This is a genomic window from Bradyrhizobium sp. AUGA SZCCT0160, assembly GCF_018130105.1.
Lineage (GTDB): Bacteria > Pseudomonadota > Alphaproteobacteria > Rhizobiales > Xanthobacteraceae > Bradyrhizobium.
Map to the genome: position 1 here is coordinate 164,957 of NZ_JAFCMD010000012.1, position 22,847 is coordinate 187,803.

General features: G+C 61.6%; 20 protein-coding genes. 7 read left to right on the forward strand and 13 right to left on the reverse strand.

Going from position 1 to position 22,847, the window contains the following annotated elements:
* The first annotated feature begins 1 nt into the window (after position 1).
* Together JQ558_RS20435 and JQ558_RS20440 are read left to right on the forward strand one after the other, a co-directional pair.
* Positions 2–2,320: a molybdopterin cofactor-binding domain-containing protein gene (locus JQ558_RS20435; protein WP_212294699.1), complete on the forward strand. Its 2,319-nt coding sequence runs from the start codon at positions 2–4 to the stop codon at positions 2,318–2,320.
* A 55-nt stretch (positions 2,321–2,375) separates the two neighbouring features.
* Complete coding sequence (locus JQ558_RS20440) at positions 2,376–2,660, forward strand: hypothetical protein (RefSeq protein ID WP_249127498.1); 285 nt, start codon at positions 2,376–2,378, stop codon at positions 2,658–2,660.
* A 68-nt stretch (positions 2,661–2,728) separates the two neighbouring features.
* On the opposite strand, the gene JQ558_RS20445 is transcribed toward JQ558_RS20440, so the two are convergent.
* The 3 genes from JQ558_RS20445 to JQ558_RS20455 form a co-directional block, all read right to left on the reverse strand.
* The gene (locus JQ558_RS20445; RefSeq protein ID WP_212294700.1) at positions 2,729–4,459 is read right to left on the reverse strand and encodes a methanol/ethanol family PQQ-dependent dehydrogenase; all 1,731 of its coding nucleotides are present in this window, start codon (positions 4,457–4,459) and stop codon (positions 2,729–2,731) included.
* Between the two features lie 78 nt (positions 4,460–4,537).
* The gene (locus tag JQ558_RS20450) at positions 4,538–5,173 is read right to left on the reverse strand and encodes a ubiquinol-cytochrome c reductase iron-sulfur subunit (RefSeq protein ID WP_212207722.1); all 636 of its coding nucleotides are present in this window, start codon (positions 5,171–5,173) and stop codon (positions 4,538–4,540) included.
* A gap of 127 nt (positions 5,174–5,300) precedes the next feature.
* Positions 5,301–5,636 carry a hypothetical protein gene (locus tag JQ558_RS20455; RefSeq protein ID WP_212207721.1) on the reverse strand — a complete coding sequence of 112 codons (336 nt, stop codon included), beginning with the start codon at positions 5,634–5,636 and terminating at the stop codon, positions 5,301–5,303.
* A gap of 14 nt (positions 5,637–5,650) precedes the next feature.
* Here JQ558_RS20455 and JQ558_RS20460 point away from each other — a divergent pair, with 14 nt between their 5' ends.
* Positions 5,651–6,667: an RluA family pseudouridine synthase gene (locus JQ558_RS20460; RefSeq protein ID WP_249142551.1), complete on the forward strand. Its 1,017-nt coding sequence runs from the start codon at positions 5,651–5,653 to the stop codon at positions 6,665–6,667.
* A gap of 214 nt (positions 6,668–6,881) precedes the next feature.
* Positions 6,882–7,781 carry an RNA polymerase sigma factor RpoH gene (rpoH, locus tag JQ558_RS20465; RefSeq protein ID WP_212207720.1) on the forward strand — a complete coding sequence of 300 codons (900 nt, stop codon included), beginning with the start codon at positions 6,882–6,884 and terminating at the stop codon, positions 7,779–7,781.
* A 386-nt stretch (positions 7,782–8,167) separates the two neighbouring features.
* Here rpoH and JQ558_RS20470 read toward each other — a convergent pair whose 3' ends face one another.
* The 6 genes from JQ558_RS20470 to JQ558_RS20495 form a co-directional block, all read right to left on the reverse strand.
* Positions 8,168–8,428 carry a type II toxin-antitoxin system RelE/ParE family toxin gene (locus JQ558_RS20470; protein ID WP_212207719.1) on the reverse strand — a complete coding sequence of 87 codons (261 nt, stop codon included), beginning with the start codon at positions 8,426–8,428 and terminating at the stop codon, positions 8,168–8,170.
* Positions 8,425–8,694, reverse strand: coding sequence for a hypothetical protein (locus JQ558_RS20475; protein WP_212207718.1), 270 nt, complete (start codon positions 8,692–8,694; stop codon positions 8,425–8,427). The genes JQ558_RS20470 and JQ558_RS20475 overlap by 4 nt, the downstream gene beginning before the upstream one ends.
* Positions 8,695–8,754: 60 nt before the next feature.
* The gene (locus JQ558_RS20480; protein ID WP_212294701.1) at positions 8,755–9,378 is read right to left on the reverse strand and encodes a peptidoglycan recognition family protein; all 624 of its coding nucleotides are present in this window, start codon (positions 9,376–9,378) and stop codon (positions 8,755–8,757) included.
* Positions 9,379–9,418: 40 nt separating this feature from the next.
* A complete protein-coding gene (locus JQ558_RS20485; RefSeq protein ID WP_212271591.1) occupies positions 9,419–10,636 on the reverse strand; it encodes a GGDEF domain-containing protein in 1,218 nt (405 codons plus the stop codon).
* A gap of 774 nt (positions 10,637–11,410) precedes the next feature.
* Positions 11,411–12,025, reverse strand: a complete 615-nt coding sequence (locus JQ558_RS20490; protein WP_192736709.1) for a LysE family translocator — start codon at positions 12,023–12,025, stop codon at positions 11,411–11,413.
* 144 nt (positions 12,026–12,169) lie between these two features.
* Entirely contained in the window at positions 12,170–12,565 is a 396-nt protein-coding gene (locus JQ558_RS20495; protein WP_212207715.1) for a response regulator, read from the reverse strand.
* A 147-nt stretch (positions 12,566–12,712) separates the two neighbouring features.
* Here JQ558_RS20495 and JQ558_RS20500 point away from each other — a divergent pair, with 147 nt between their 5' ends.
* Positions 12,713–13,591, forward strand: coding sequence for an SDR family oxidoreductase (locus tag JQ558_RS20500; protein ID WP_212294702.1), 879 nt, complete (start codon positions 12,713–12,715; stop codon positions 13,589–13,591).
* An 802-nt stretch (positions 13,592–14,393) separates the two neighbouring features.
* On the opposite strand, the gene JQ558_RS20505 is transcribed toward JQ558_RS20500, so the two are convergent.
* Both JQ558_RS20505 and JQ558_RS20510 read right to left on the reverse strand, forming a co-directional pair.
* On the reverse strand, positions 14,394–15,200 hold the full coding sequence (locus JQ558_RS20505) for a lytic transglycosylase domain-containing protein (protein ID WP_212294703.1): 807 nt from the start codon (positions 15,198–15,200) through the stop codon (positions 14,394–14,396).
* Positions 15,201–15,420: 220 nt separating this feature from the next.
* Complete coding sequence (locus tag JQ558_RS20510; protein WP_212294704.1) at positions 15,421–16,236, reverse strand: lytic transglycosylase domain-containing protein; 816 nt, start codon at positions 16,234–16,236, stop codon at positions 15,421–15,423.
* Between the two features lie 129 nt (positions 16,237–16,365).
* Here JQ558_RS20510 and JQ558_RS20515 point away from each other — a divergent pair, with 129 nt between their 5' ends.
* The gene (locus JQ558_RS20515) at positions 16,366–17,307 is read left to right on the forward strand and encodes an OmpA family protein (RefSeq protein WP_212294705.1); all 942 of its coding nucleotides are present in this window, start codon (positions 16,366–16,368) and stop codon (positions 17,305–17,307) included.
* Between the two features lie 66 nt (positions 17,308–17,373).
* Here JQ558_RS20515 and JQ558_RS20520 read toward each other — a convergent pair whose 3' ends face one another.
* A complete protein-coding gene (locus tag JQ558_RS20520) occupies positions 17,374–19,845 on the reverse strand; it encodes a P-loop NTPase fold protein (RefSeq protein ID WP_212294706.1) in 2,472 nt (823 codons plus the stop codon).
* A gap of 268 nt (positions 19,846–20,113) precedes the next feature.
* Here JQ558_RS20520 and JQ558_RS20525 point away from each other — a divergent pair, with 268 nt between their 5' ends.
* Positions 20,114–20,350 (forward strand): hypothetical protein, encoded by a 237-nt coding sequence (locus JQ558_RS20525; protein WP_192736715.1) that lies wholly within the window; start codon positions 20,114–20,116, stop codon positions 20,348–20,350.
* 343 nt (positions 20,351–20,693) lie between these two features.
* On the opposite strand, the gene rpoD is transcribed toward JQ558_RS20525, so the two are convergent.
* Positions 20,694–22,823 (reverse strand): RNA polymerase sigma factor RpoD, encoded by a 2,130-nt coding sequence (gene rpoD, locus JQ558_RS20530; RefSeq protein WP_212207706.1) that lies wholly within the window; start codon positions 22,821–22,823, stop codon positions 20,694–20,696.
* Positions 22,824–22,847 lie beyond the last annotated feature (24 nt).

The following is a 22,847-nucleotide window of genomic DNA, read 5'->3' on the forward strand; positions in this document are numbered from 1 at the left end:
CATGAATATTCTCACCAATCCCAAAAAACTCCGTGGCTTTGAGCGGCATCTCAAGGTCGAGAACGTCTCCCGCCGCAGCATCCTGAAAGGCCTTGGCATCGCCGGCGGCTTCGCGCTCGCGGCGCCCGTGATGTCGCGCCCGGCTTTCGCCGCCTACGAGACCGGCGCAGGGGCGATGCCGCACGGCACCGTGGTCGATCCACGCGTGTTCGTCTCGATCGCGCCCGATGGCATCGTCACCATCATCGGCCACCGCGCCGAGATGGGAACCGGCGTGCGGACCAGCCTGCCGCTGATCGTCGCCGAAGAGATGGAAGCCGACTGGTCGCGCGTCCGGGTCCAGCAGGCGCCCGGCAACGAGGCCAAATACGGCAACCAGGATACCGACGGCTCGCGCAGCACGCGGCATTATCTGATGCCGATGCGCCAGATCGGCGCCTCGGCGCGCTCGATGCTGGAGGCCGCCGCCGCCAAGCGCTGGGGCGTGCCGGCGACCGAGGTGAAGGCCCGCAATCACGAGGTGGTCCACGCTGCGAGCGGACGCAAGCTTGGCTTCGGCGAGCTTGCCGCCGATGCCGCGAAGGAATCGGTGCCTGGCATCGAAGGCTTGAAACTGAAGGACCCGAAGGATTTCCGCTATCTCGGCAAGGGCCAGATCGGCATCGTCGACCTCAAGGACATCACCACCGGTAAGGCGCAGTACGGCGCCGATATTCGGCTGCCGGGCATGAAATACGCCGTCATCGCCCGCCCGCCGGTGACCGGCGGCAAGCTGAAGTCGTTCGACGCGGCGGACGCGATGAAGGTCTCCGGGGTCGAGAAGGTATTGGAGGTCAAGGGCTGGCCGTGGCCATCCAAATTCCAGCCGCTCGGCGGCGTTGCCGTGATCGCCCGCAACACCGGGGCGGCGATCAAGGGGCGCGACGCGCTGAAGATCGTCTGGGATGACGGCGCCAACGGCAAATACGACTCCGTCGCCTACCGGGCTTCGCTCGAGGAGGCCGCGCGAAAACCGGGGCTGGTGGTGCGCAAGGAAGGCGACGCCGATGCGGCGTTGAAAGGCGCCGACAAGGTGATAACCGGCGAGTATTATTTGCCGCATCTGGCGCATGTCAGCATGGAGCCGCCGGTCGCGGTCGCCGACGTCAAAGGCGACAGGTGCGAGATCTGGGCGCCGGTGCAGAGTGCCGGCGGCACGCGCGAAGACGTCGCCAAGACGCTCGGCATCCCCGAAGCCAACGTGACCGTGAACGTTACGCTGCTCGGCGGCGGGTTCGGGCGCAAATCGAAATGCGATTTCGCGATCGAGGCGGCGCTGCTGTCGAAGGAACTCGGTGCACCCGTGAAGGTGCAATGGACGCGGGAGGACGATGTTCGTCACGGCTTCCTGCACACCGTTTCGCTGGAACGCATCGAGGCCGGGCTGGACAAGAGCGGCAAGGTGATCGCGTGGCGGCACCGCAGTGTTGCCCCGACCATTGCCTCGACCTTCGCAGCTGGTGCGAAGCATGCGGCGCCGTTCGAACTCGGCATGGGACTGATCGACAATCCGTTCGAGATCGCCAACCTGCAATGCGAGAATCCGGAGGCCGCGGCACATACAAGGATCGGCTGGTTCCGCGCGGTGTCGAACATCCCGCGCGCCTTCGCAGTCCAGTCCATGGTCGCCGAAATCGCTGCTGCGACCAAGCGCGACCCGAAGGATATGCTGCTGGAGCTGATCGGATCGCCGCGGCTCGTCAACCTGTCGTCGGTGAAGGACCCCTGGAACTATGGCGAGCCCTACGGCAGCTATCCGATCGACACCGCGCGCTTGCGCAAGGTGGTGGAGCTGGTCGCGGACAAGGGCGGCTGGGGACGGTCCGTGCCGAAAGGCCACGGGCTCGGCATCGCCGTGCACCGCAGTTTCGTCAGCTACATCGCGACCATCGTCGAGGTCGCCATTGACGACAAGGGCAAGCTCACAGTGCCGAGGGTCGATACCGCGATCGATTGCGGAACCTATGTCAATCCGGAGCGCATCGAATCCCAGATCGAGGGCGCGGCGATCATGGGGCTGAGCCTTGCCAAACATGGCGAGATCACCTTCAAGGACGGCAAGGTGCAGCAGGGCAATTTCGACGATTTCCCTGTGATCCGCCTGGACGAGTCCCCGCTGGTGACCCACGTCTATATCGTGCCGCCGGGCCCCGACACGCCGCCCAGCGGCGTCGGCGAACCCGGCGTGCCGCCGTTCGCGCCGGCCCTGATCAACGCGATCTTCGCCGCCACCGGCAAGCGCATCCGCAGCCTGCCGATCGGCAAGCAACTGGAGGGGTGACAAGGAACGTTAAGGGGCCGAGGCCGTTTTCATCGATCTGACAGGAGCCAGGTCGATGAAAAGGTCGATGAAAGTCACGATGGTGAAGTTGGGGACGCTCGCGGCAGCCTTGCTGGCGAGCGTCCTTGTTTTTGACGTGCAGGCTGCGAGCGCCCAGACCAACACGGCGCCGGACGCAACGGCAACGCGGCCGGCGAAGACGCCGTCAGGCCAGACTTCGATTCCAAGCAGTGGGCCGGCCGCCACGACGACGCAAACCACCGGCGAAGCCAGCCGGGATCCGACCATCAAGCAGATGAACGAAACCGAAAAGTCGAAGGTCGATTCCAAAGGCAAATGACTTGAAATAAAAAGCGGCGGGGTTGAACCCGCCGCTTTCTACGCCACCCCCGTCGAACTGTTCGGCCCTTACTTCTTGACGGCGAACACCCAGACGACGCCGCCTTGCGGCACGTTGTTCTCGACACCCACATTGTTCTGGGTCGCGAGCGCGTCCTGGATGCGTTGCGCGTCCACGCCCCAGCCGGATTGCACGGCGATATATTGCGTGCCGTCGACCTCATAGGCGATCGGCATGCCCACGATGCCGGAGTTGGTCTTCTGCTCCCACAGCAACTCGCCCGTCTTGGCGTGGTAGGCACGGAACATCCGGTCGTTGGTGCCGCCAACGAAAACGAGATCTCCCGCCGTCGCGGTCACCGAGCCGAACAGTTGCGATTTGGGAAAGTTCTGCTGCCAGACCTTTTTCCCGGTGGCCGGATCCCACGCCTGCAGTTCGCCAAAATGATCGGCGCCGGGGCGAACCTTGAGGCCGATGTCCTCGGGCTTGGTGCCGAGCCAAAGCTGGCCCGCAACCAGCGGCACTTTCTCGCCGGTAAAGCCGCCGCAGAAATTCTCGTTGGCGGGCACGTAGACCAGGCCGGTCTTCTGGCTATAGGCCGCCGACGGCCAATCCTTGCCGCCCCACAGTGACGGGCAGAACTCGACCCGCTTGCCAATCACCGGCTTGTGCGCGGGATCGACGATCGGCCTGCCGGTCTCCGGCTCGATTCCCTTCCAGACGTCGGTGTGAACAAAGGGCCAGCCGCTGACGTAGTTGATCTTGTCCGCCTTGCGCTCGAGCACCCAGAAGATCGCGTTGCGGCCCGGATGAATCAGGCTCTTGATGGTGCGGCCGTCCTTTTGCAGGTCGACCAGCATCGGCGCCTCGACCTCGTCCCAGTCCCATGAATCGTTCTGATGGTACTGGAAGTATGCCATTATCCTTCCGTTCTCGGGGGCGAGCGCGAGCACCGAGGTTGAGTAGAGATTGTCGCCGGGATGCGTATTGCCCGGCCAGGGTGCGGCATTGCCGGTGCCCCAATAGATGGTTTTGGTCTCGATGTCGTAGTTGCCGGTCATCCAGGCCGGCGCCCCGCCCGATTTCCAGTCGTCACCGCTCCAGGTTTCATGACCGGGTTCGCCGGGACCCGGAATCGTAAAGGTGCGCCACAGTTCCTTGCCGTTCTCGGCATCATAAGCGACAACATATCCGCGCACGCCGAACTCACCGCCGGAACCGCCGACGATCACCTTGCCGTCGACGATCAGCGGCATCAGCGTCAGGTACTGACCCTTCTTGTAGTCCTGAACCTTGGTGTCCCAGAGCACCTTGCCGGTCTTGGCGTCGAGCGCGACGACGTGATCGTCGGTTGTCGCAAGGTACAATTTGTCCTGCCACAACCCGACGCCGCGGTTGGTCGGATGCAATTGAAAGAGATCGTCAGGAAGCTGGCGCTTGTATCGCCAGTACTCGTCACCGGTCTTGGCGTTGAGCGCGATCACCTGCCCCGCCGGGGTCGCGACGAACATCACGCCATTGTTGACGATCGGCGGCGCCTCATGGCCTTCGACCACACCGGTCGAGAAGGTCCATACCGGCGTGAGGTCCTTGACGTTCGAAGTGTTGATCTGGTCGAGCGGGCTGTAGCCCTGCCCGTCATAGGTCCGGCGATACAGCATCCAGTTGCCGGGTTCGGGCTTTTCGAGACGGGCCGACGTCACCGGGCTGTAGTTCTCGATCGGCCCCGCGCCGGCGGCGGCTGAGACAAGGCACGTGAATGCGACAGAGCTCGACAATAACCAATGCTTCGTGGTCATGAGACGCAACCTCCCTGTTTTGTTTTTTTTCATTCATTCCATGGTCGTGCGAATGCCCGATGCGGCTTCATCTTCGAGTCAGGTACCTACCTTTCCAATGAATGTTGCGGTGACGGTGAGCGCACCGTCAGAGATCGCCAGCGGAAGCGCCGCCAGGCGCCGCGGCGCCGGCCCGAACAGGACTTTTGCGCTTTCCCGCGGATCATATTCGGAGTTGTGGCAGGCACATTTGAACACGAGCTTGTCGCCCGACGCCTGTTTCACCCAGCCGGTGACCGGGCACCCCGTGTGCGAACAGATCAGCGAATAGGCGACGATGCCGTCGGCGCTGCGTGATCGCGTGTCATCATCCAGTTCGGCTGGATCGAGCCTGACCACCAAAAGCTCGTTCAACCGCGAGCCCTTGCGGATCACGGCGGTCTTGGGATCCTTTGGCCACGCGCGCACGGGAGGCCCGCCAAGCTTCAAATCCTCGGGCTTGATGGCCTCACCGGCGTGGTCGCCTTCCGAGAACACCAGCGTGTCGGCTTTTTGCGGCCGCAGATTGCTGCCGGGCTGATCATCCTCCGCAACGGAGGGCTCTGGAGCAGCAAGACAGGCGCAAGTCGCAAGCGCCGTCAGCAACATCGCACGCCGCGTCGGATCGGAAACCGCAGCATCGTGTTCAACGATGGTGTTGAGGGGAACCGCGGCGCTGGGGTTGGATTCCGACATGGCGCAAGCTGAGCGTGTAACTCAGCCAAAAAAATGGCGAGCGTCCAACTTGCCGGCGTTGCTGCTACGCGAAAAATCACCTTGCATTCTGAAGTTGAATTCGACGAGCGGCCGTTGATCGCTCCGCTCAGGGCTCGCTCACGAATTTCAGCTGCCCTACGGGTTTCAGCGTCTTTGCATCAAATGTGCGGATTTCGGTTACGCCGCCGATATCGAGGGTCACGACAAGCCGGTCGCCGGCGACGCCGGTGGACACGATACGGGCGCCTTTCGGCAAGCTCGCCGTGGTATCTGATATCGCTGCGGGGCTTCCCTCGCTGCGATAAAGACGATAGCCGATGGCGGTCAGGACGATGGCGACGGCGAGCGCCGAGGTCAGGCCTGCGATCAGCATCATCCGCCGCACCCGTGCAAACAGCGCGGCCTGCTCGGGGGTCGGTTCGGGCACAACGGTATCGGTCATACAAAGGCTCTTCTTTGGAACACGTCACGTCTTCGAATAACGGCGAGAGGCTGGAGGTCACGGTCGGCGGCGACGAGGGATCGCCCCGGCTCGACCGCGTGCTCGCGGTGCTTCGCCCGGAACTGTCGCGGTCACGCCTGAAGGCGTTGATCCTCGCCGGTTCCGTCACCGCCAAGGGCACCCCCATTCGCGACCCCGCTTATCATGTTGCCAAGGGCGATACGATCACAATCGACGTCCCGGAGGCCACCCCGCCCGAGCCAAAGGGCGAGGATATCGCGCTCGATATCGTCTTCGAGGATGAGGACATTATCGTCATCGACAAGCCAAAGGGCCTGGTCGTGCATCCCGCTGCCGGCCACGAAACCGGCACGCTGGTGAATGCGCTGATTGCCCATTGCGGCGCAAGCCTTTCCGGCATCGGCGGTGTCCGCCGCCCGGGCATCGTGCACCGGCTCGACAAGGACACGACAGGGTTAATGGTCGTCGCCAAAAACGACCGGGCTCACCAATCACTGACCGCCCAGTTCGCCGACCATGGCCGCACCGGACCGATGCAGCGCGGCTATCTGGCTTTTATCTGGGGTGTGCCGAACCGCCAGCGCGGCACGGTCAACGCGCCGATCGACCGGCATCCCTTTGCCCGCGAGAAAATGGCGGTGCGCGACAGCGGCCGTGAAGCAGTTACTCATTGGGAGCTGCAGGCGGCCTTCAATGGTCGGGACGGCAAAGCGGTCGCCTCGCTCCTGGCCTGCCAGCTCGAGACCGGGCGGACCCATCAGATCCGGGTGCATCTTTCCCATATCGGCCATCCCCTGCTGGGCGATGCGGTCTATGGCCCGCACTTCAAGACCAAGGCCGGCCAGCTCGGGCCCGGAGGTCGGGCGGCCCTGGCCGCCCTCGACCGGCAGGCCCTACATGCCTACCTGCTTGCCTTGGAACACCCAAGGACAGCGGAATTTTTGCACTGGGAAGCGGCTTTGCCGGAGGATTTGCTTCTCCTGCGACAGGCACTGGAAGCGGCCGTATGACGCAGGCTCTTCAGAAAAATGTTGTTATGACAATAGGTTATGGCTGCCACACGGGGACGTGACGTCAGCATTCCTTCCCTATTTGTTCGTTTTCGGCTATGTTGCACCTGCGCTGAATATCCAGCGCGGAACATCGCAGCCTGGTCGGCTTTAACACAGCGATCACCTGCCGGGCCCGCCGCTATCGGGGGCCTGAACCACTGGAGGGCGCTCAATGGCCCGTACAGCTACGTTGCCGGTTCTCAATGGAGAATCCGGCCTTTCTAGATACCTCGCCGAGATCCGCAAATTTCCGATGCTGGAACCCCAGCAGGAATACATGTTCGCCAAGCGTTGGCGCGAACATGACGATCGCGACGCGGCACATCACCTTGTCACCAGCCATCTCCGGCTCGTCGCCAAGATCGCCATGGGCTATCGCGGCTACGGCCTGCCTATTTCCGAGGTCGTCTCGGAAGGCAATGTCGGCCTGATGCAGGCGGTCAAGCGGTTCGAACCCGAAAAGGGCTTCCGACTCGCTACCTACGCCATGTGGTGGATCAAGGCGTCAATACAAGAGTACATTCTGCGTTCCTGGTCGCTCGTGAAAATGGGCACCACCGCGAACCAGAAGAAGCTGTTCTTCAACCTGCGCAAGGCGAAGAGCAAAATCTCCGCGCTGGACGAGGGCGATCTCCGCCCCGATCAGGTGGCGATCATTGCCAAGCGCCTCGGCGTGACGAATCAGGACGTGATCGACATGAACCGCCGCCTCGGTGGCGACGCGTCGCTCAACGCTCCGATCCGCGACGACGGTGAAGCCGGCGAATGGCAGGACTGGCTGGTCGATAACTCGCCCAACCAGGAAGCCATCATGGCTGAACACGAGGAGTTCGATCATCGCCGCCAGGCGCTGAACGGCGCCATCGGTGTGCTCAACCCGCGCGAACGCCGCATCTTCGAGGCGCGGCGTCTGGCGGAAGAGCCGATGACGCTGGAAGACCTCGCCGCCGAATTCGGCGTGTCGCGCGAGCGCGTGCGGCAGATCGAGGTCCGCGCTTTCGAGAAGGTGCAGTCGGCCGTCAAGGGCACGATCGCCAAGCAGGAAGCCGCCGTGCTCGAAGCCGCGCACTAATTTCGCGGCCAAGGCAATGAACGACGAAAGCCGGCGGCAACGCCGGCTTTTTGTTGTTTGGTAGTTCAACGTTCGCAGTGTCGTCCTCCGCGAAAGCGGGGGACCCAGTACGCCGCGGCGGTCATGATATGTCGCGCGATAATCGCGGCCTCTGGAATACTGGATCGGCCGGTCATAGGCGGAGCGGAAGCGACGCCGTTCTTCGAACGGCTATGCCGGACGATGACAGCAGAGTTCAATAACACGTCCGCAAATAATCCTGGGTGCTGGTCGACTCGTTCAGCCTGCTCCAGTCATTGGGATCACCACCAATCAGCGCGGCCGCCCGGCCTGATCAGCCGCATCTTCCAATGGATGGCGAAGCCGGTTTGAGGAGCGCAAGCATTTCAATCTCGTGCTTCCCGAGCGTGAAATACCCGCAGCATGACCAAGCGTTTTACATAGGCTGCACCGAGACCCTGCAACACGATCTGGCGATATTCTTCCCTGCCCGCAATCGGTCGCCCAAGCCTTGGATGTTCCGATAGAACTTGCACCTTGTCGACGATCTCGCGAGCCACGATTGCGGCGAGCGCAGGATGCTCGATCAAGAATTCAGCAAAGCGGTCGAGATCGGCGAGGGCGGCGTCCGACCATTCCAACCTCATCGATTGCGCCAGCTCCGGAACGCTGGCGTACCCCAAGTCTGAAGCCACTGTACGACGTCATCGTTCGATACAACTGAATCTTGTGTCTCAAACGCTTGCCAGCGACGATCCAGCTCCGCCACCTCGTCGACATCGGCCTCGACGGGGCTGACGGCAAGCGTCGCCAGTTCGGCAACCAGCTCGGGCACGGTTACACCCCGCTCCGCTGCCCGCCTCTTCAGCGCCGTCGCAGTGCTATCATCGATTTCGATCGTCTCGGTTTTCATGCCTAATATGATAGCCCAAATCGCGCTCTTGATCCATACTTCGCTGGCTGCCAAAAATCCCTACTCGCCCCACTCCCGCGCCAGCTTTGCAAGCTCGCAGCCTTCGCAATACCGGGCGTCCTTGAAGTCGATCCAGTTATGCGCATAGACCTGCGTCAGCGGGATGCGGTAACGCGCGCGCAGCACCTTGACCAGGATGCGCCACGCCGCCACCTGCGCCTCGGTGGGGCCGCGCGTCACGTCGGGAAAATTGCCGGCGAATTCCACGCCGACCGAATTGTTGCCGACCACCTGACGAAAGGTCGGGCGGTTGTCGATGTATTTGTTGTCGTTGCGATTGCCGCCGTCGCCATGGGTCGGCACCAGATTTTCCGGCACCGCCCAGTACACGGTGCCGTCGGTTTCGACCCAGACCATGACGCCGCGCCGCGTCGGATTTTTGGACTGCGCCTGCGCGCCGCCACGGGCCGAGCCGGCCGGGCCTTCGGTCTGATGCACGATGATGTTGCGCCAGGGATGCGCCTTTGCAAGGTCGCCCCATGGCGCCAGCCAGACCATCTTCAATCCCGGAATCTCGGGCGTGCCGGATGATCGCGCGATGGTGGCGAGGTCGGGCGTTTGGGCGGATGCGGGAAGAGCGAGCGCGATGGCGCAGAGCGCAATCGCAAGGCGGCGGAGATTCATACGCTAGGGATCCAAATGACGACCCCTTGAGTAACATGCTTCAGGCGCGCTTGCGCAAGCTCGCATCCGCCAGCACGGATATTTCGATCCCGGGCGCCAGCGGCGGCGCGGGCTCGTAGGTCGCAAAGCAGTTTCGGCCACCCTTCTTGGCGTCGTAAAGCGCGTGGTCGGCCGCCGCGATCAGACGGTCGGGGAACGCCCCCATCTCCCGGGTCCATTGTGCGACGCCGATCGAGACCGAGATCGGAATATCCTTGCCCATGCATTGTTCGGCATCGGCGCGGCACACTTCCAGCACCCGACGCGCGATCATCGCGCCCTCGCGCAAGGTCGAGGACGGCAGCACGATGCAGAACTCGTCGCCGCCCGACCGCGCCAGCATGTCGCCGGGGCGCAGGCGGGTTTGCGCCATCAGGGTGAAATGCTGCAGGCAGGCGTCGCCGGCGGCATGACCGTAGGTGTCGTTGATGCCCTTGAATCCGTCGAGGTCGATCACCAGCAACGCGAACGGCTGGTTGCTGCGCTCCGAGCGCGCGCATTCCTCAGTCAGGCGCTGCACCAAATGGCGGCGGTTGCCGACGCCGGTGAGGTCGTCGAGCAACGCCAGATCGGCGACTTCATTGCGCAGATGGTCCATCGCCATCAGCAGGAAGCCGAAATTCAGCGCCATCGACAGAAATACCATAACCAAAATCACGCCCGACTGCACCGGGCTGAAATGCATGTAGTTGACGTTGCCGACGATGCCGCCGACCAGCCGGATGCCGTAAATGGCGATGATGAGGCTGGCGACGATGGCCGCCAGCCGCGCGCCCGGATTGACGCGGCCCTGCTGCGGGGTCAGCAGCAGTTTGACGCTCAGCGCCAGCGGAAGAACCTGGGCGATGGTGAAGATGGTGATGCGCGCCGGCGCGCTGTCATAGGCGAACACGAAAAAGGAAAGGCCGGCGAAGCTCAGCCCCAGGACCAGCCAGGTGGCGCGCCACGACACTGGTTTCTCGAAGAATTTCTGAACGCCCATCGCGGCAAGGCAGAGGGCTGCGATCATCGCGGTGCCGGCGATCAGCAGCGGCCAGAGTGCGTCGGTCACGACGCGCAGCATGGCGACGGCCGCGCCTGTGGCAGCCATGAAGGAAGAGGCGGTCCAGTACCGCGCCGCATAGAAGGACGGATAGCTGCGGATCACGTAGGCCCAGATCAGGCCCAGCGCGAGAAAATTGATGACGAACACCGTCCACAGCGTCGGAACGCTCAGCATCGCGTGCCCGGGACGTCTGCGGCCCCGTCTCCCCTGTTAGATCGCCCCAGTAAATCGCTCAAGGCTTTCACCTCCGCGGGCGTTTCCCCGATCGACAATCCCCGTTGTCTTACGGACAAGGTGCGCCCTGCTCGCTTAACGGACTCTCACCGTCGCCGGTTAATCAATACCGTGGTTTTAAATTGATGAAGAGCGCGCGCGTTGGGGCATCGTTAAGCATGATGCGCGCGGCGCGATCGGCGCTACCGAATGGCATTTCGGCGGAAAAGCACGTCAAAATGCATAACAGCTGTGGATAACGTGATGACGGCGACGTGACAGCACGCGGCATCGCACCGCGAATCTGTTGCAATTGATCTCGAGGATGTTGCGAGGTTGGCCCTCCGCCAAGCATGCCTCGGAGTCGCGTTTCAATCCATTAAAACCTTGAGAGGATTTACTATGGCTAAGAAAGCGAAGAAGGCGAAAAAGGCGAAGAAGGCGAAGAAGGCCAAGTCGAAGAAGTGAATTTTGGCCCGGGTGGGGCGCTCAGTTCCGCCCGGGCTTCCACCTTCGAGACTTCACTTTCAAGGCTTCACTTTCGAGGCTCTAGGTACGTTCAAGGCTTCCACTTTCAAGCCTCCCAATTGCAAAACCATCGATTTCGAAAGCAGCGGGCTTCGGGCCCGCTTTTTATTTCCGGGGTCATCGTCCGGCTTGACCGGGCGATCCAGTACACACCGACAGACCCTGAGTACTGGATGCCCCGGTCAAGCCGGGGCATGACGAAAACATCTATCTCTCCGCGAACGCCAGCTTCGCGCCCAGCGCGGCAAATCCCGCCGCAAAGCTGCGGCGCAGCCAGGCCATCACCCTGGGTCGGGTGATGACGCGGTCGCGGACGCCGGCCGCGAACAGGCCGTAGATCGCGAACACCGCAAACGTCATCGCCATGAAGACCCCGCTCAATTCCAGCATCCGCGCCAAAGGATAGGCCTCGTCCACCGCGATGAACTGCGGCAGGAAGGCGAGGAAAAAGATCGAGAGCTTTGGGTTGAGGATGTTGATCAGCACCGCCGTGACGATCACCCGCCGGCTCGATCGGCCCGGCGCCGGCCGGGCGTCGATCGCAAGCGCGCCGGTTTCGCGCAGCGCCTGCCAGGCCATAAAGAGCAGATAGACCACGCCGCACCATTTCAACACCGCGAACGCCAAAGCGCTGGTATGCAGCACGGCGGCAAGCCCGAGCATCGCCGCCAGCATCTGCGGCAAGATGCCGAGCGTGCAGCCGAAGGCAGCGGCGATCGAGGCGCGGCCGCCTTGCGTCAGCGCCACCGCCAGCGTGTAGAGCACGCCGGTGCCGGGCGATGCGACCACGATCAGCGTGGTGAGCAGGAAGGACCATGTCATCAATCAGACCCCATTGGCTGCGAATGCGGCGCCGGTCGGCCATATCATGGCGCGGCCGGTTGCGAAAGCAGCGCATCCGCCAAGACGTGGATGGCCGGGTCAAGCCAGGTCAAGCCCGGCCATGACAGATGATGGGGTCGGCCACTACGCCTCGCCCATCCGGCTCCAGGCGATCGACATCCTTTCCGCCTCGCGGATCACGTCGAGCGGCGCCCAGGGCTTCGCCCAGAATCGGGCGCCATCCGGCAGCTTCTGCCGCAGCGGTTTGCCCGAGGTGACGATCACATCGATGTCCGGATTGAATCGTTTGGCGACATGCGCGAGCTCCACGCCGTTCTTGTGGCCGGCGAGCTGGACGTCGGTCATCATCAGGACGAGGCTCGCCCCCGCCTCCTCCAGCACCAGTTCGGCGGCCTCCGCGCTTTCGCACTCGATCACGTCCATGTCGCTTTCTTCCAGCAACAGGCAGATCATTTCCCGCTGCATCGGATCGTCTTCGACAACGAGTGCGGTCGCCCGGAAGGGTTTTGATTGTCCCATAATTCGCCTCCCTGAATGGGTATTCATCAACCTGACGGGGGTTAAAGCGGAATATCGCTTTATGTTCGGTTCCAATTTGCGAAAGATGCGGGAACCCGCACTGCTGCGCGGCCTGTCTGTTTTCTCATCTGTTGGAGCCACCCTCGCATGACTGCCATCAATGGATCGGCCGCCGCCGTAACCGGCGCGGCCAGCGGCATCGGCCGCGCTTTGGCGCTTGAACTGGCCGCGCGCGGCTGCGACCTGGCGCTCGCCGATCGCGACGAAGCCGGGCTGCAGCAGGTCGCCGCCGAGATCGCCAAGACCGAGATCGCCAAGGCCGGGATCACCAAGGCGAACCAATGCAAGGTCTCGACGCACCGCGTCGATGTCGGCGAGCCCGGCCAGATCGCGGAATTCGCTGAAGCCGCCAGCGCCGCGCATCCCAGGCTGAACATCGTGATCAACAATGCCGGCGTCGCATTGCTCGGCCAGTTCAGCGAGATCGAACAGGCGCAGATGGACTGGCTGTTCAACATCAATTTCTGGGGCACGGTGCACGGCACGCGCGCATTCCTGCCGATTTTGGCAAAACAGCGCGAGGCGCATATCGTCAATCTCTCCTCGATCTTCGGCATCATCGCGCCGCCCGGCCAGACCGCCTATTGCGCGGCGAAGTTCGCCGTGCGCGGCTTTTCGGAAAGCCTGCGGCATGAGCTCGCGATGGCCAACAGCCCGGTGCGATTGTCTGTGGTGCATCCCGGCGGCGTCGCCACCAACATCGCGCGCAACTCCCGCACCGGCACCGGCGTCACCGATAATGCCCGCCGCGCGCAATCGATCGACCGCTTCGATGCGGTGGCAAAGACGACGCCTCCGGCGGCGGCGCAGCGCATCATCCTCGGCATCGAGAAAAACCAGCCGCGGATTCTGATCGGCAACGATGCGTGGTACATGGATCTCCTGCAGCGCTTCCGCCCGGCGACGTATTGGCCGGTGCTGGCCAAGCGGCTGGAAAAGGCTGTCAATGCGGGGAAGGTTTCGTAGCTCGCCACACATTCGGTGTCGTCCCGGCCTTGAGCCGGGACCCATACGCCGCGGCAGTCGTTGTTGAAGAAGGTCTCTAACGCCGGCGATCTCACCGATGGGCCGCGGCGTATGGGTCCCGGCCTTCGCCGGGACGACGTGGATATAGTTTCGCGTTCTCGCGTCGCACAGCGACCGAGGTTTTCAAATTCGTTCCGCCCTCTCAAAATCCAGAGGGCGCAGGGAATGCCGGATGCGCGCTGCACCCGCGGTCTCGCGTGCGATTGTGCATAAGAATGCTGCACACGAGCATACAGGGCAGCGGAGAACATCCGACATTCCCTACGCAGTGGCTTTACGGCTTATAACGCGCTCTCCCCGGTGAGACGGCCTCTATTGCCACCGTCGCCCCTCGGAAGCGTTGGCTCCCGAAAGACTTGACGCCGTTACGGGCGTCAGGACCACACGCTTTCGCCGTACGCTTCAGCCGCGACCGTCAATCGCAACCTCAGCGTCCACCGCATCCCCGCCCCTCGTCATGACGACGGCCGACGCCCCTCTGAATGGGACGGGATGGCTATTGATGTGCAGGTGATTTGGGGTCGGAGGGAAGAAAAATATTTTCGATTTTCGGAAATTTTGGACTTGACACGATTTCCGAAAAGCGGAAGTGAGTTGCCCGTCGTGTTGTTTTGTCGCACTCCGCCGCCATTGCGAGCGGATCGTAGGGTGGGTTAGCGCAGCGTAACCCACCGCGTGGGGGGCGAAGATGGTGGGTTACGGCTTCGCCTAACCCACCCTACGCAGTAGCGATTGCCGCGACCTACCGCCCCGCCAACTGATCCGCAAAAAACCCGATCGTCTTGCGATAGATCGTGGCTCTGTTCCATTCGCGCATCGCCTCGAAGTTCGGCGTGCCTTCGCTGTAGGGCGCGCCGGGCTTGAAGCCGGAGACGTGCAGCAGATTGGCGGTCGAGGCGAGCACGTCGGGGACGCTGTGGCGCAGATCGACGTGGCCGTTGCCGTCGAAATCGACGCCGTATTTGATGTAGGACGACGGCAAAAATTGCGTCTGGCCGATTTCACCGGCGAAGGCGCCGACCATGTCGCGCAGCGGCAGGTCGCCGCGCTGCGCGATCTTCAGCGCCGCGATCAGTTCGCCCTGGAACAGTTCGGTGCGGCGGCAATCATGCGCCATGGTGGCGAGCGTGCGGACGACCGGCATCTTGCCGACGTCACCCTTGCCGAAATCGGATTCCAGCCCCCAGATCGCGACGAGGATCTCCGGCGGCACGCCGTACTGCTTCTCGATCCGCGACAGCAGCGAGGCGTGCTTCATCAGCATCTGCCGCCCCATCTTGATGCGCCCGGGCCCGACGCGGGTCGAGACGTATTGCTCAAACGTCTTGTTGAAGGTGCCGCGCTGGCGGCGGTCAAAGGCCAGCACCGCCGGATCCTGCGTGACGCCCGACAGCGCCTGCGAAATCACCCCCTGCGATACGCCGGCGGCGGCCGCTTCCTGCGATATCGCCGCCACGAACGCATTGAAATCGCCGCCGCAGCGGGCGGCGTGAGCGGGGCTGGCGGCGACGGCGGCGCCGAACAAGACGGCCAGACAAAACTTGCGCATGCGAATCCCTTGTAGCGTCGAGGTTGTGCGGATCATGCCATGAGATGAGGGTGCGGGGCTAATTTTCGTCGTCCCTGCGAACGCAGGGACCCATACGCCGCGGCTCCCGTTGTAGGAAAAGGAAGGTAACGACTAGCGTGTAACCCAATGACCGCCGGTGGTTATGGGTCCCGGGTCAAGCCCGGGACGACAGCGATCTTGTGGCTGATACCACCACCCCTCACTCACTCCCGCCATCGATCTGCCGGCCCATCAGCGCAATCGCCTTCTGGTACACCCCCGCCGCGTTCCAGGCCTGGATGGCGGCGAAGTTGGGTTCGCCGGGCTGGTAGCCGGCGCCGGCGCGCCAGCCATGGGCCTTGAGGAAATTCGCGGCCGAGCTCAGCGCGTTGGCGGAGTTTTCCAGATTGCCGGTGCCGTAGGCCAGGATGGCTTTTGGCATGAACTGGGTCTGGCCGACTTCGCCGTGCATGGAGCCGCGCTGGTTCGGCGACAGCACGCCGCGATCGATCAATTGCAGCGCCGCGTAAAGGTGCTCGGTGAAGTAGGCGGTGCGCCGGCAGTCATAGGCCAGTGTCGTGATCGAAGAGAGCATGTTCTGGTTGCCGCGCACGGCGCCGAACCCGGTCTCCATACCCCAGATCGCAAGCAGCGGCCCCGGCGGCACGCCGTAACGCTGCTGGATGGAGGAAAACAGCGCGGCCTGCGAATTCTTCAACTGACGCCCCTTGGCGACGATCGCACTGGCGCCGCGCTTGGCGAGGAATTGATCGAGCGTCAGCTGAAAGCTGCGCTGGCCGCGGTCGGCGTTGATGGTCGCCTGCGCATAATTCGTCGCCATCATGGCCTGGATGGTGGAGGCGCTGATGCCCTTGGCGCGTGCCTCGCCGGCGAACGACTGCTTCCAGGCCTCGAAGCCGGCGGCGGAGTTGCCGCATTGCGCGGCATTGGCTTGCGAGAAGGATGCCAGGAAAACGGCAAGAAAAACGGCCAGAACAAGGGAGCAGAAGGCAAAGGCATGGCGAAAGAAGTACATGGGGAAACCATCTTTGGTGTGGGCGCCGGAATATCAGCCCTGCTTCTAGCACGTCTGCCGCCGCGCTTCGAGCGTTGCGGCAAGGCCCCTCGGCCGGTATCTTTCCATAAAAATGCAGAGATTTTCCGAATGGCCCTTCCCCGCGCGCTGATCACGCCGCTGCTCATCCTGCTCGTCTTTTCGCTGGCGCCGGCCGCGGCCCTGGCGCAGACCCGCGACGTCGCGGGCTCCAAGGATTTTCCCGGCATCGGCCGTTTCGCCGGCAGCGTCATCTCAGGACATCAGGTGAGGAATTTCGATGTCGCGCGCATGCAGGCCGCCGCCTTCAAGGACGGCAAGCCATCGGATACGCCGCGCCTCGAAGGCCGCATCACCCGCATCGCCTATCGCACCAGTCCCGGCCCCTCGATCGTGGAGGTGTCGCGCAATTTCGAGACGCAACTGACAAAAGCCGGATTCGAGCCGCTGCTCAGTTGTGACACCGACGCCTGCGGCGGAATTCCCTTCACCGAGGCGATCGAGGCGCTGCCGATCCCGCAGATGTGGGTGGACGGCTTCAACTACCGTTACCATTCGGCGCACAAGCGCGAGAACGGACGCGAGACCTATGCCAGCGTGATCGTCAGCGAGAATAACCGCGATATCTACGCGCAACTCACGATCGCCGAACTCGGCGCGATCGAGAACAAGATGGTGGATGCCACTGTCATGGAGAAGGGCCTGCGCGAAACCGGCCGCGTCGCGCTCTACGGCATCTACTTCGACACCGACAAGGCGATCATCCGGCCCGAGAGCCGCCCCACCCTCGAACAGATCGCAAAGCTCCTGGCCTCGCAGGTCGCGCTCAGCGTCTTCATCGTCGGCCACACCGACAGCCAGGGCCCCTACACCTACAACCTCGATCTATCACGCCGCCGCGCCGAAGCGATCGCCGAAGAGCTGGTGAAGACGTATCACATCGGCGCGCCGCGGCTGCGCACCGCGGGCGTGGCGCATCTGTCGCCGGTGGGGTCGAATGCGAGTGAGGCCGGGCGGGCGTTGAACAGACGGGTGGAGTTGGTGGCGCCGTGAGGGGGTGGTGTAACTTACCGCCTGCAGCAAAAGTCAACACTACATTTACCATCTAGAAAACCGCAGTTAAGTAGCTCCGCCCCGGGTAATTAATCGCACCCTGTCTGGCGTGAGACTTGTCTCTTCCGACTGGCCTATAATTTCCCGGACGATCGTCAATTCCATAAATGGCAATAGAGCGGAGGGTAGATTTGGCTTCTCTCCTTCAGTGATTTTTTCGGACAGATGGCGAACCCACTCCGGATGCTCAATCAGCAAATCGGCGAGGGCGGGAAGACGTTGCTCCAATACCGTCCACCTAGCAAGTATGTCAGAAGGAACTACGCTGCGCTCCAAAATTCCAATCGCCTGCCTCATTGAGAACGCGTTCACTATTCGCTTCATGACCCGAGGATTGTCTGGCAAAATATCAACGAACTGCGCGAGAAGATGCTCAGCCTCAATTTCGCTCGCTGCAGAACTGCTCAACTCAAGGACAACCGCCGCCCTATCTTCAGCGGTGTCGCTTTCCCTCAAGATTTCTTCAGCTTTCTTATGCGTTAAGTTTTCTCCGTGCCTAGAGCGCAATACCGCGCGTCGACGCTCGACGTTTCTATCGAACTGCATGGTTGCTGCGCTCGACCCAAATGATCTGGCATCTTCTAGCATCCCCTTCCAATATTCGTTCCTCAGCTCACTCCCCATACCTGGTACCGGCGTAGAGACCTGAAAAATCTTTTCTAGGAAAAGATAACCCAAAGGCTGCCCAGCATTTCCAACTGCAGTTGAAAACGAAGTGTACCTATTTTCGAAACTCGCTTTGATCCAATTACGATCGGCGGCAACCACGTAGGCTACATGCCTCTGCCGGAACGAAGTCTGTATTCCTTCAAGAAGGTCGACAACATAATCACTTCTGCACCGATCTAGATCGTCAACGAATATACAGACGGGCGCATTGGTTTTCTCAATGATTCTTCTAAAGAGACGAGTGATTCCATCTAGAGGATCCTTTGAAATATCGTCATAGAACTTTGCATTTGTCGAAGACCCGAACACAGCAACTCGAGTGGCTCCGAAAACGGCAGTGCAAACTGCCAACGCAGCAGTAAGAATCTTGAGTATCCACTCCGATGAAGAATCAGTCCTATCGCTTGAAAACCAAAGAAACCAAAAACATGCCAATGTAACAGACGCAAATACTACATATGGCAGCGCGTCAGTCTTCATTCTCCACCAAGACCAACGAGCTTGTAGCCACAATGGTTGCAGATCGACCTGATATCCTTTGAGCCACCAATCCATCATGAACGCGCGAAGAAAAGCAACGCCACCTTTAGCTCCAGATAAACGCTCAAGACAGCTGCCCTTTACAGCTTCAATAAGAGGCCACCACGGGGGGTTTCGACGCTGTTGCTCCCACGCATTAAAATCGACGATCACCCACAAAGGCCCTATTCCTTCACCTCCAGCCTTACGATTCTCTGCAGTCATAAGGTCACGCATCATCAATAATACTGACGTCTTTCCGGCACCCCAAGGTGCATGGATATGCGCCGCAAATCCGTCCCGCCCGCCTTTTGAATGGATCTTATCCATTCGCTCCACCAAGGCCTGCGCAAACGCTCTGCGCCCCAATTGATCTATTAGTGTTGGCTCATCGGACTGAGGCTCAACGTGCTCGACCTTTGGCGCTGGCTCGCGCTGCTCCGACAACGTCTCGGCTGCTTTTTCCTGCTGGGCATCCCAGTTCGGAAGGTCATCAACCTCCTCGAATTCGACCCAATTCCGGTATTCCTCACGCGGCTTTCGTGTGACTTGAGTCAGTCTGATAATTTCGGCGCCTACCGATTCCGGAACTCTTGTCCAAAATGCAGGCCCCTTTCTTGCAATCGAAATATCGTTCTCTTCACCAAAAAGACTTTGTGGCGCCGCCGAACGAGCGTTCGGCAGTATCGACCGATACCAATTGATCCAAATTTTCCAACCTGGTGACTGACCCAGTTCACTTGCGGCGAACTCGTCGAACGGCTTTCGTATCCAAAGAGGGAAATTCGATTGATATCGCCTGTCTTCTCTAACATCGACAAGCCAGAGAGGCTGCGCCGAAAGCGCAGGAAGCCCTCTTGCCTCTAGAAAGCGGACGTCTGCGCCTACACCGCTCCAGATCATATCACCTTGGCGACCGGTGACCCTCAATTCGACCTGAGCGGCAAACTCTACTGCTCGCGCAGCATTGGAGCGGGCGACTGCTCCTGATCGAGCAATTACGATCGCAGCATTTTGTATAACTGAGCCTACATCGCGCTCCCGGCTCGCCTCAAACTGAATAGACGACATTGCAGGCTTAACCAGATCATTAACGTGATCTGGGTAGTTCATCGCTACCCATGAAACAAAGGTCGGCCAGATATAGTCGAGCTTGGTAGTGTCCGAGAACGTTAAGGGCAGCAAACGCAGCGCAACTCTTGTCGCGACCGCGTGAGACCAGCTGTCAGGCTTCTCAGCGAGACGCTCTCTCAGAGTCGACCCGCTATCAATAATATTTTCAACGCTCAAATCGGCAACCCTCAACCTATGCTAGTAAAGGCCAGCACAGTTTAAGGATCAACAGAAAATGCGACTATCAGGCAGGTTTTTCCAATCGTGCTCGAGAGCACGACAGCTTCCGCGACCCGTCCAGATGCCAGCTTCCGCAACGCCTTCGCTTCGATCAACCCGACGTTTTCCTACGGTACCGAGTACCACTGGCGAACTTTTGCGTTGGGCGCTTGTTTCCCCGCGCAATTCTCTTTGACACCGCCCCCCATATCGACCAAAAGCCCGCATGGCCAAGAAACCCGGGACCAATCCCAAAGGCGAGTTTGCCTTCTTCAATGTCGTCTATGAGGACGACTCGCAGCGCTCCAACCGGCGCGTGCCTGCCGAACTGCTCGGCGGGCTCGACGGCGACGAGCCGGCGCGTGCGTTCATCCTCGAGCAGGACCGCGAGATTGCCGAGAAATCCGGCCGCACGCCGCTGGAGATCAAGAGCATCAGCCGAGTCGGGGCGAAGAAGAAGTAGGGCGATCACCTGCGTATCCGCAGACTCGGTGCACCTCTCCCGCTTGCGGGGGAGGTCGGACGCATCGAAGATGCGATCCGGGTGGGGGCTCTCTCCTCACGAAGATTCTGACTCGTGGCGACACCCCCACCCCGCCCTCCCCCGCAAGCGGGAGAGGGAGCGCACCGCCGGCGCGGAGGCAGCTTGATCCGGTCTCATTGCGCTCATCGCAGCGGCAGCTTGATGCGAGGCGCGTGCGGGCGCGATCGCGCATCAAACAAAACGGCGGGCTTTCGCCCGCCGCTTTGTTTCGATGGATTGCCGGGTCAAGCCCGGCAATGACAGTCAATACTGACTTGCGAAATCAGTTGTCGAGGAACGACCTGAGCTTGCGGCTGCGCGACGGATGCTTCAGCTTGCGCAGCGCCTTGGCTTCGATCTGACGGATACGTTCGCGGGTGACCGAGAACTGCTGGCCGACTTCTTCCAGCGTATGGTCGGTGTTCATGCCGATGCCGAAGCGCATGCGGAGCACGCGTTCTTCGCGCGGGGTCAGCGAGGCCAGCACGCGGGTGGTGGTTTCGCGCAGGTTGGACTGGATCGCGGCGTCGATGGGGAGGATCGCGTTCTTGTCCTCGATGAAATCGCCGAGATGCGAATCTTCCTCGTCACCGACGGGGGTTTCGAGCGAGAGCGGCTCTTTGGCGATCTTGAGAACTTTTCGAACTTTCTCCAGCGGCATGCCGAGCTTTTCGGCGAGCTCTTCCGGGGTCGGTTCGCGGCCGATCTCGTTCAGCATCTGCCTGGAGGTGCGCACGATCTTGTTGATGGTCTCGATCATGTGCACGGGAATGCGGATGGTGCGCGCCTGGTCGGCGATCGAGCGCGTGATCGCCTGCCGGATCCACCATGTCGCATAGGTCGAGAACTTGTAGCCGCGGCGGTATTCGAACTTATCGACCGCCTTCATCAGGCCGATATTGCCTTCCTGGATCAGGTCGAGGAACTGCAGGCCGCGGTTGGTGTATTTCTTGGCGATCGAAATCACGAGACGCAGATTCGCCTCGACCATTTCCTTCTTGGCCTGGCGGGCTTCGCGCTCGCCCTTCTGCACGCCGTGCACGATCTTGCGGAATTCGCCGATCTCGAGCCCGGTCAATGCCGCCAGCGACTGGATCTCGTGGCGCAGGTCCTTGATGCGGTCCTTTTCGTGATGGACGAAATTCTTCCAGCCTTTGGCCGAGAGTTTCGAGACACGGTTGAGCCAGCGCGGATCGAGTTCCGAGCCCTGGTAGTTGCGCAAGAAGTCTTCGCGCGCGACGCCGTGGCTGTCGCCGAGGCGCAGCAGGCGGCCTTCGAACGAGACCAGGCGCTTGTTGATGTCGTAGAGCTGCTCGACCAGTGAATCGATACGGGCCTGGTTCAGCCGCAGCGACTTCACCTCGACGATGATTTCGTCCTTCAGCTTCTTGTATTTGCGCTCCTGCGAGGGCGACAGCGTCTCGCTCTGCAGCTGGTTGGCGATGTCCTGTTCCTGCAGGCGCCGCAGCTTCTTGTACTCGGAGGCGATCTTGTCGAAGGTTTCGACCACCTTCGGCTTCAGCTCGGCCTCGATGGCGGCGAGCGACATCTGGTTTTCGAACTCGTCGTCGTCCATGTCGCCTTCGGCGGCGGCTTCAGCCGGATCCTTTTCCTCGGTGTCGCCACCGGGTGCGGATGCAGGGGCGGCGCGGAACGGCGTCGCCGACGGCGGGGCGGCCGGCGGCGCGACATGGGCAGGCGCGCCATTGCCGTTGGCAGCAGCGACCGGCTGGCCGTCGGGGCCAACGGGCGCCGCCAGCATCGCCGGGTTCATGTTGTTCTTGGCGTCGGGGCCGGCATAGGTCGCTTCGAGATCGATGATGTCGCGAAGGAAGATCTTTCCTTCGTTGAGTTCGTCGCGCCAGATGATGATGGCCTGGAACGTCAGCGGGCTTTCGCAGAGGCCTGCGATCATCGCCTCGCGGCCGGCCTCGATGCGTTTTGCGATCGCGATTTCGCCCTCGCGCGACAGCAGCTCGACCGTGCCCATCTCGCGCAGATACATGCGGACGGGATCGTCGGTGCGCTCGCCGGGCTCGGATTTCTTGACCTCGGTGACGGCCTTCTGCGTGACCTCGACAAGCTCGTTGTCGGTCTCGTCGTCGGCCTCTTCCTTCTCGTCCTCGCTATCGGCCTCTTCGGCCTCGGACACGTTGATGCCCATGTCCGACAGCATCGACATGATGTCTTCGATCTGTTCGGGCGAGGTGGTGTCGGAAGGCAGGACTTCGTTGAGCTGATCGAAGGTCACGAAGCCGCGCTTCTTGGCCTGCTTGATCATCTTCTTGACGGCGGCATCCGACAGATCGAGCAACGGCGACGGGGCGTCCGGCGAGTCCTTCTCGGGGGCGTCCGCTGCCTTGTCGTCTTTTTCCTTGTCTTTAACCTGCAGCGTCTTTGCCTTGGTGGCCATTCATCAAGCTCCCGAAACACGCTC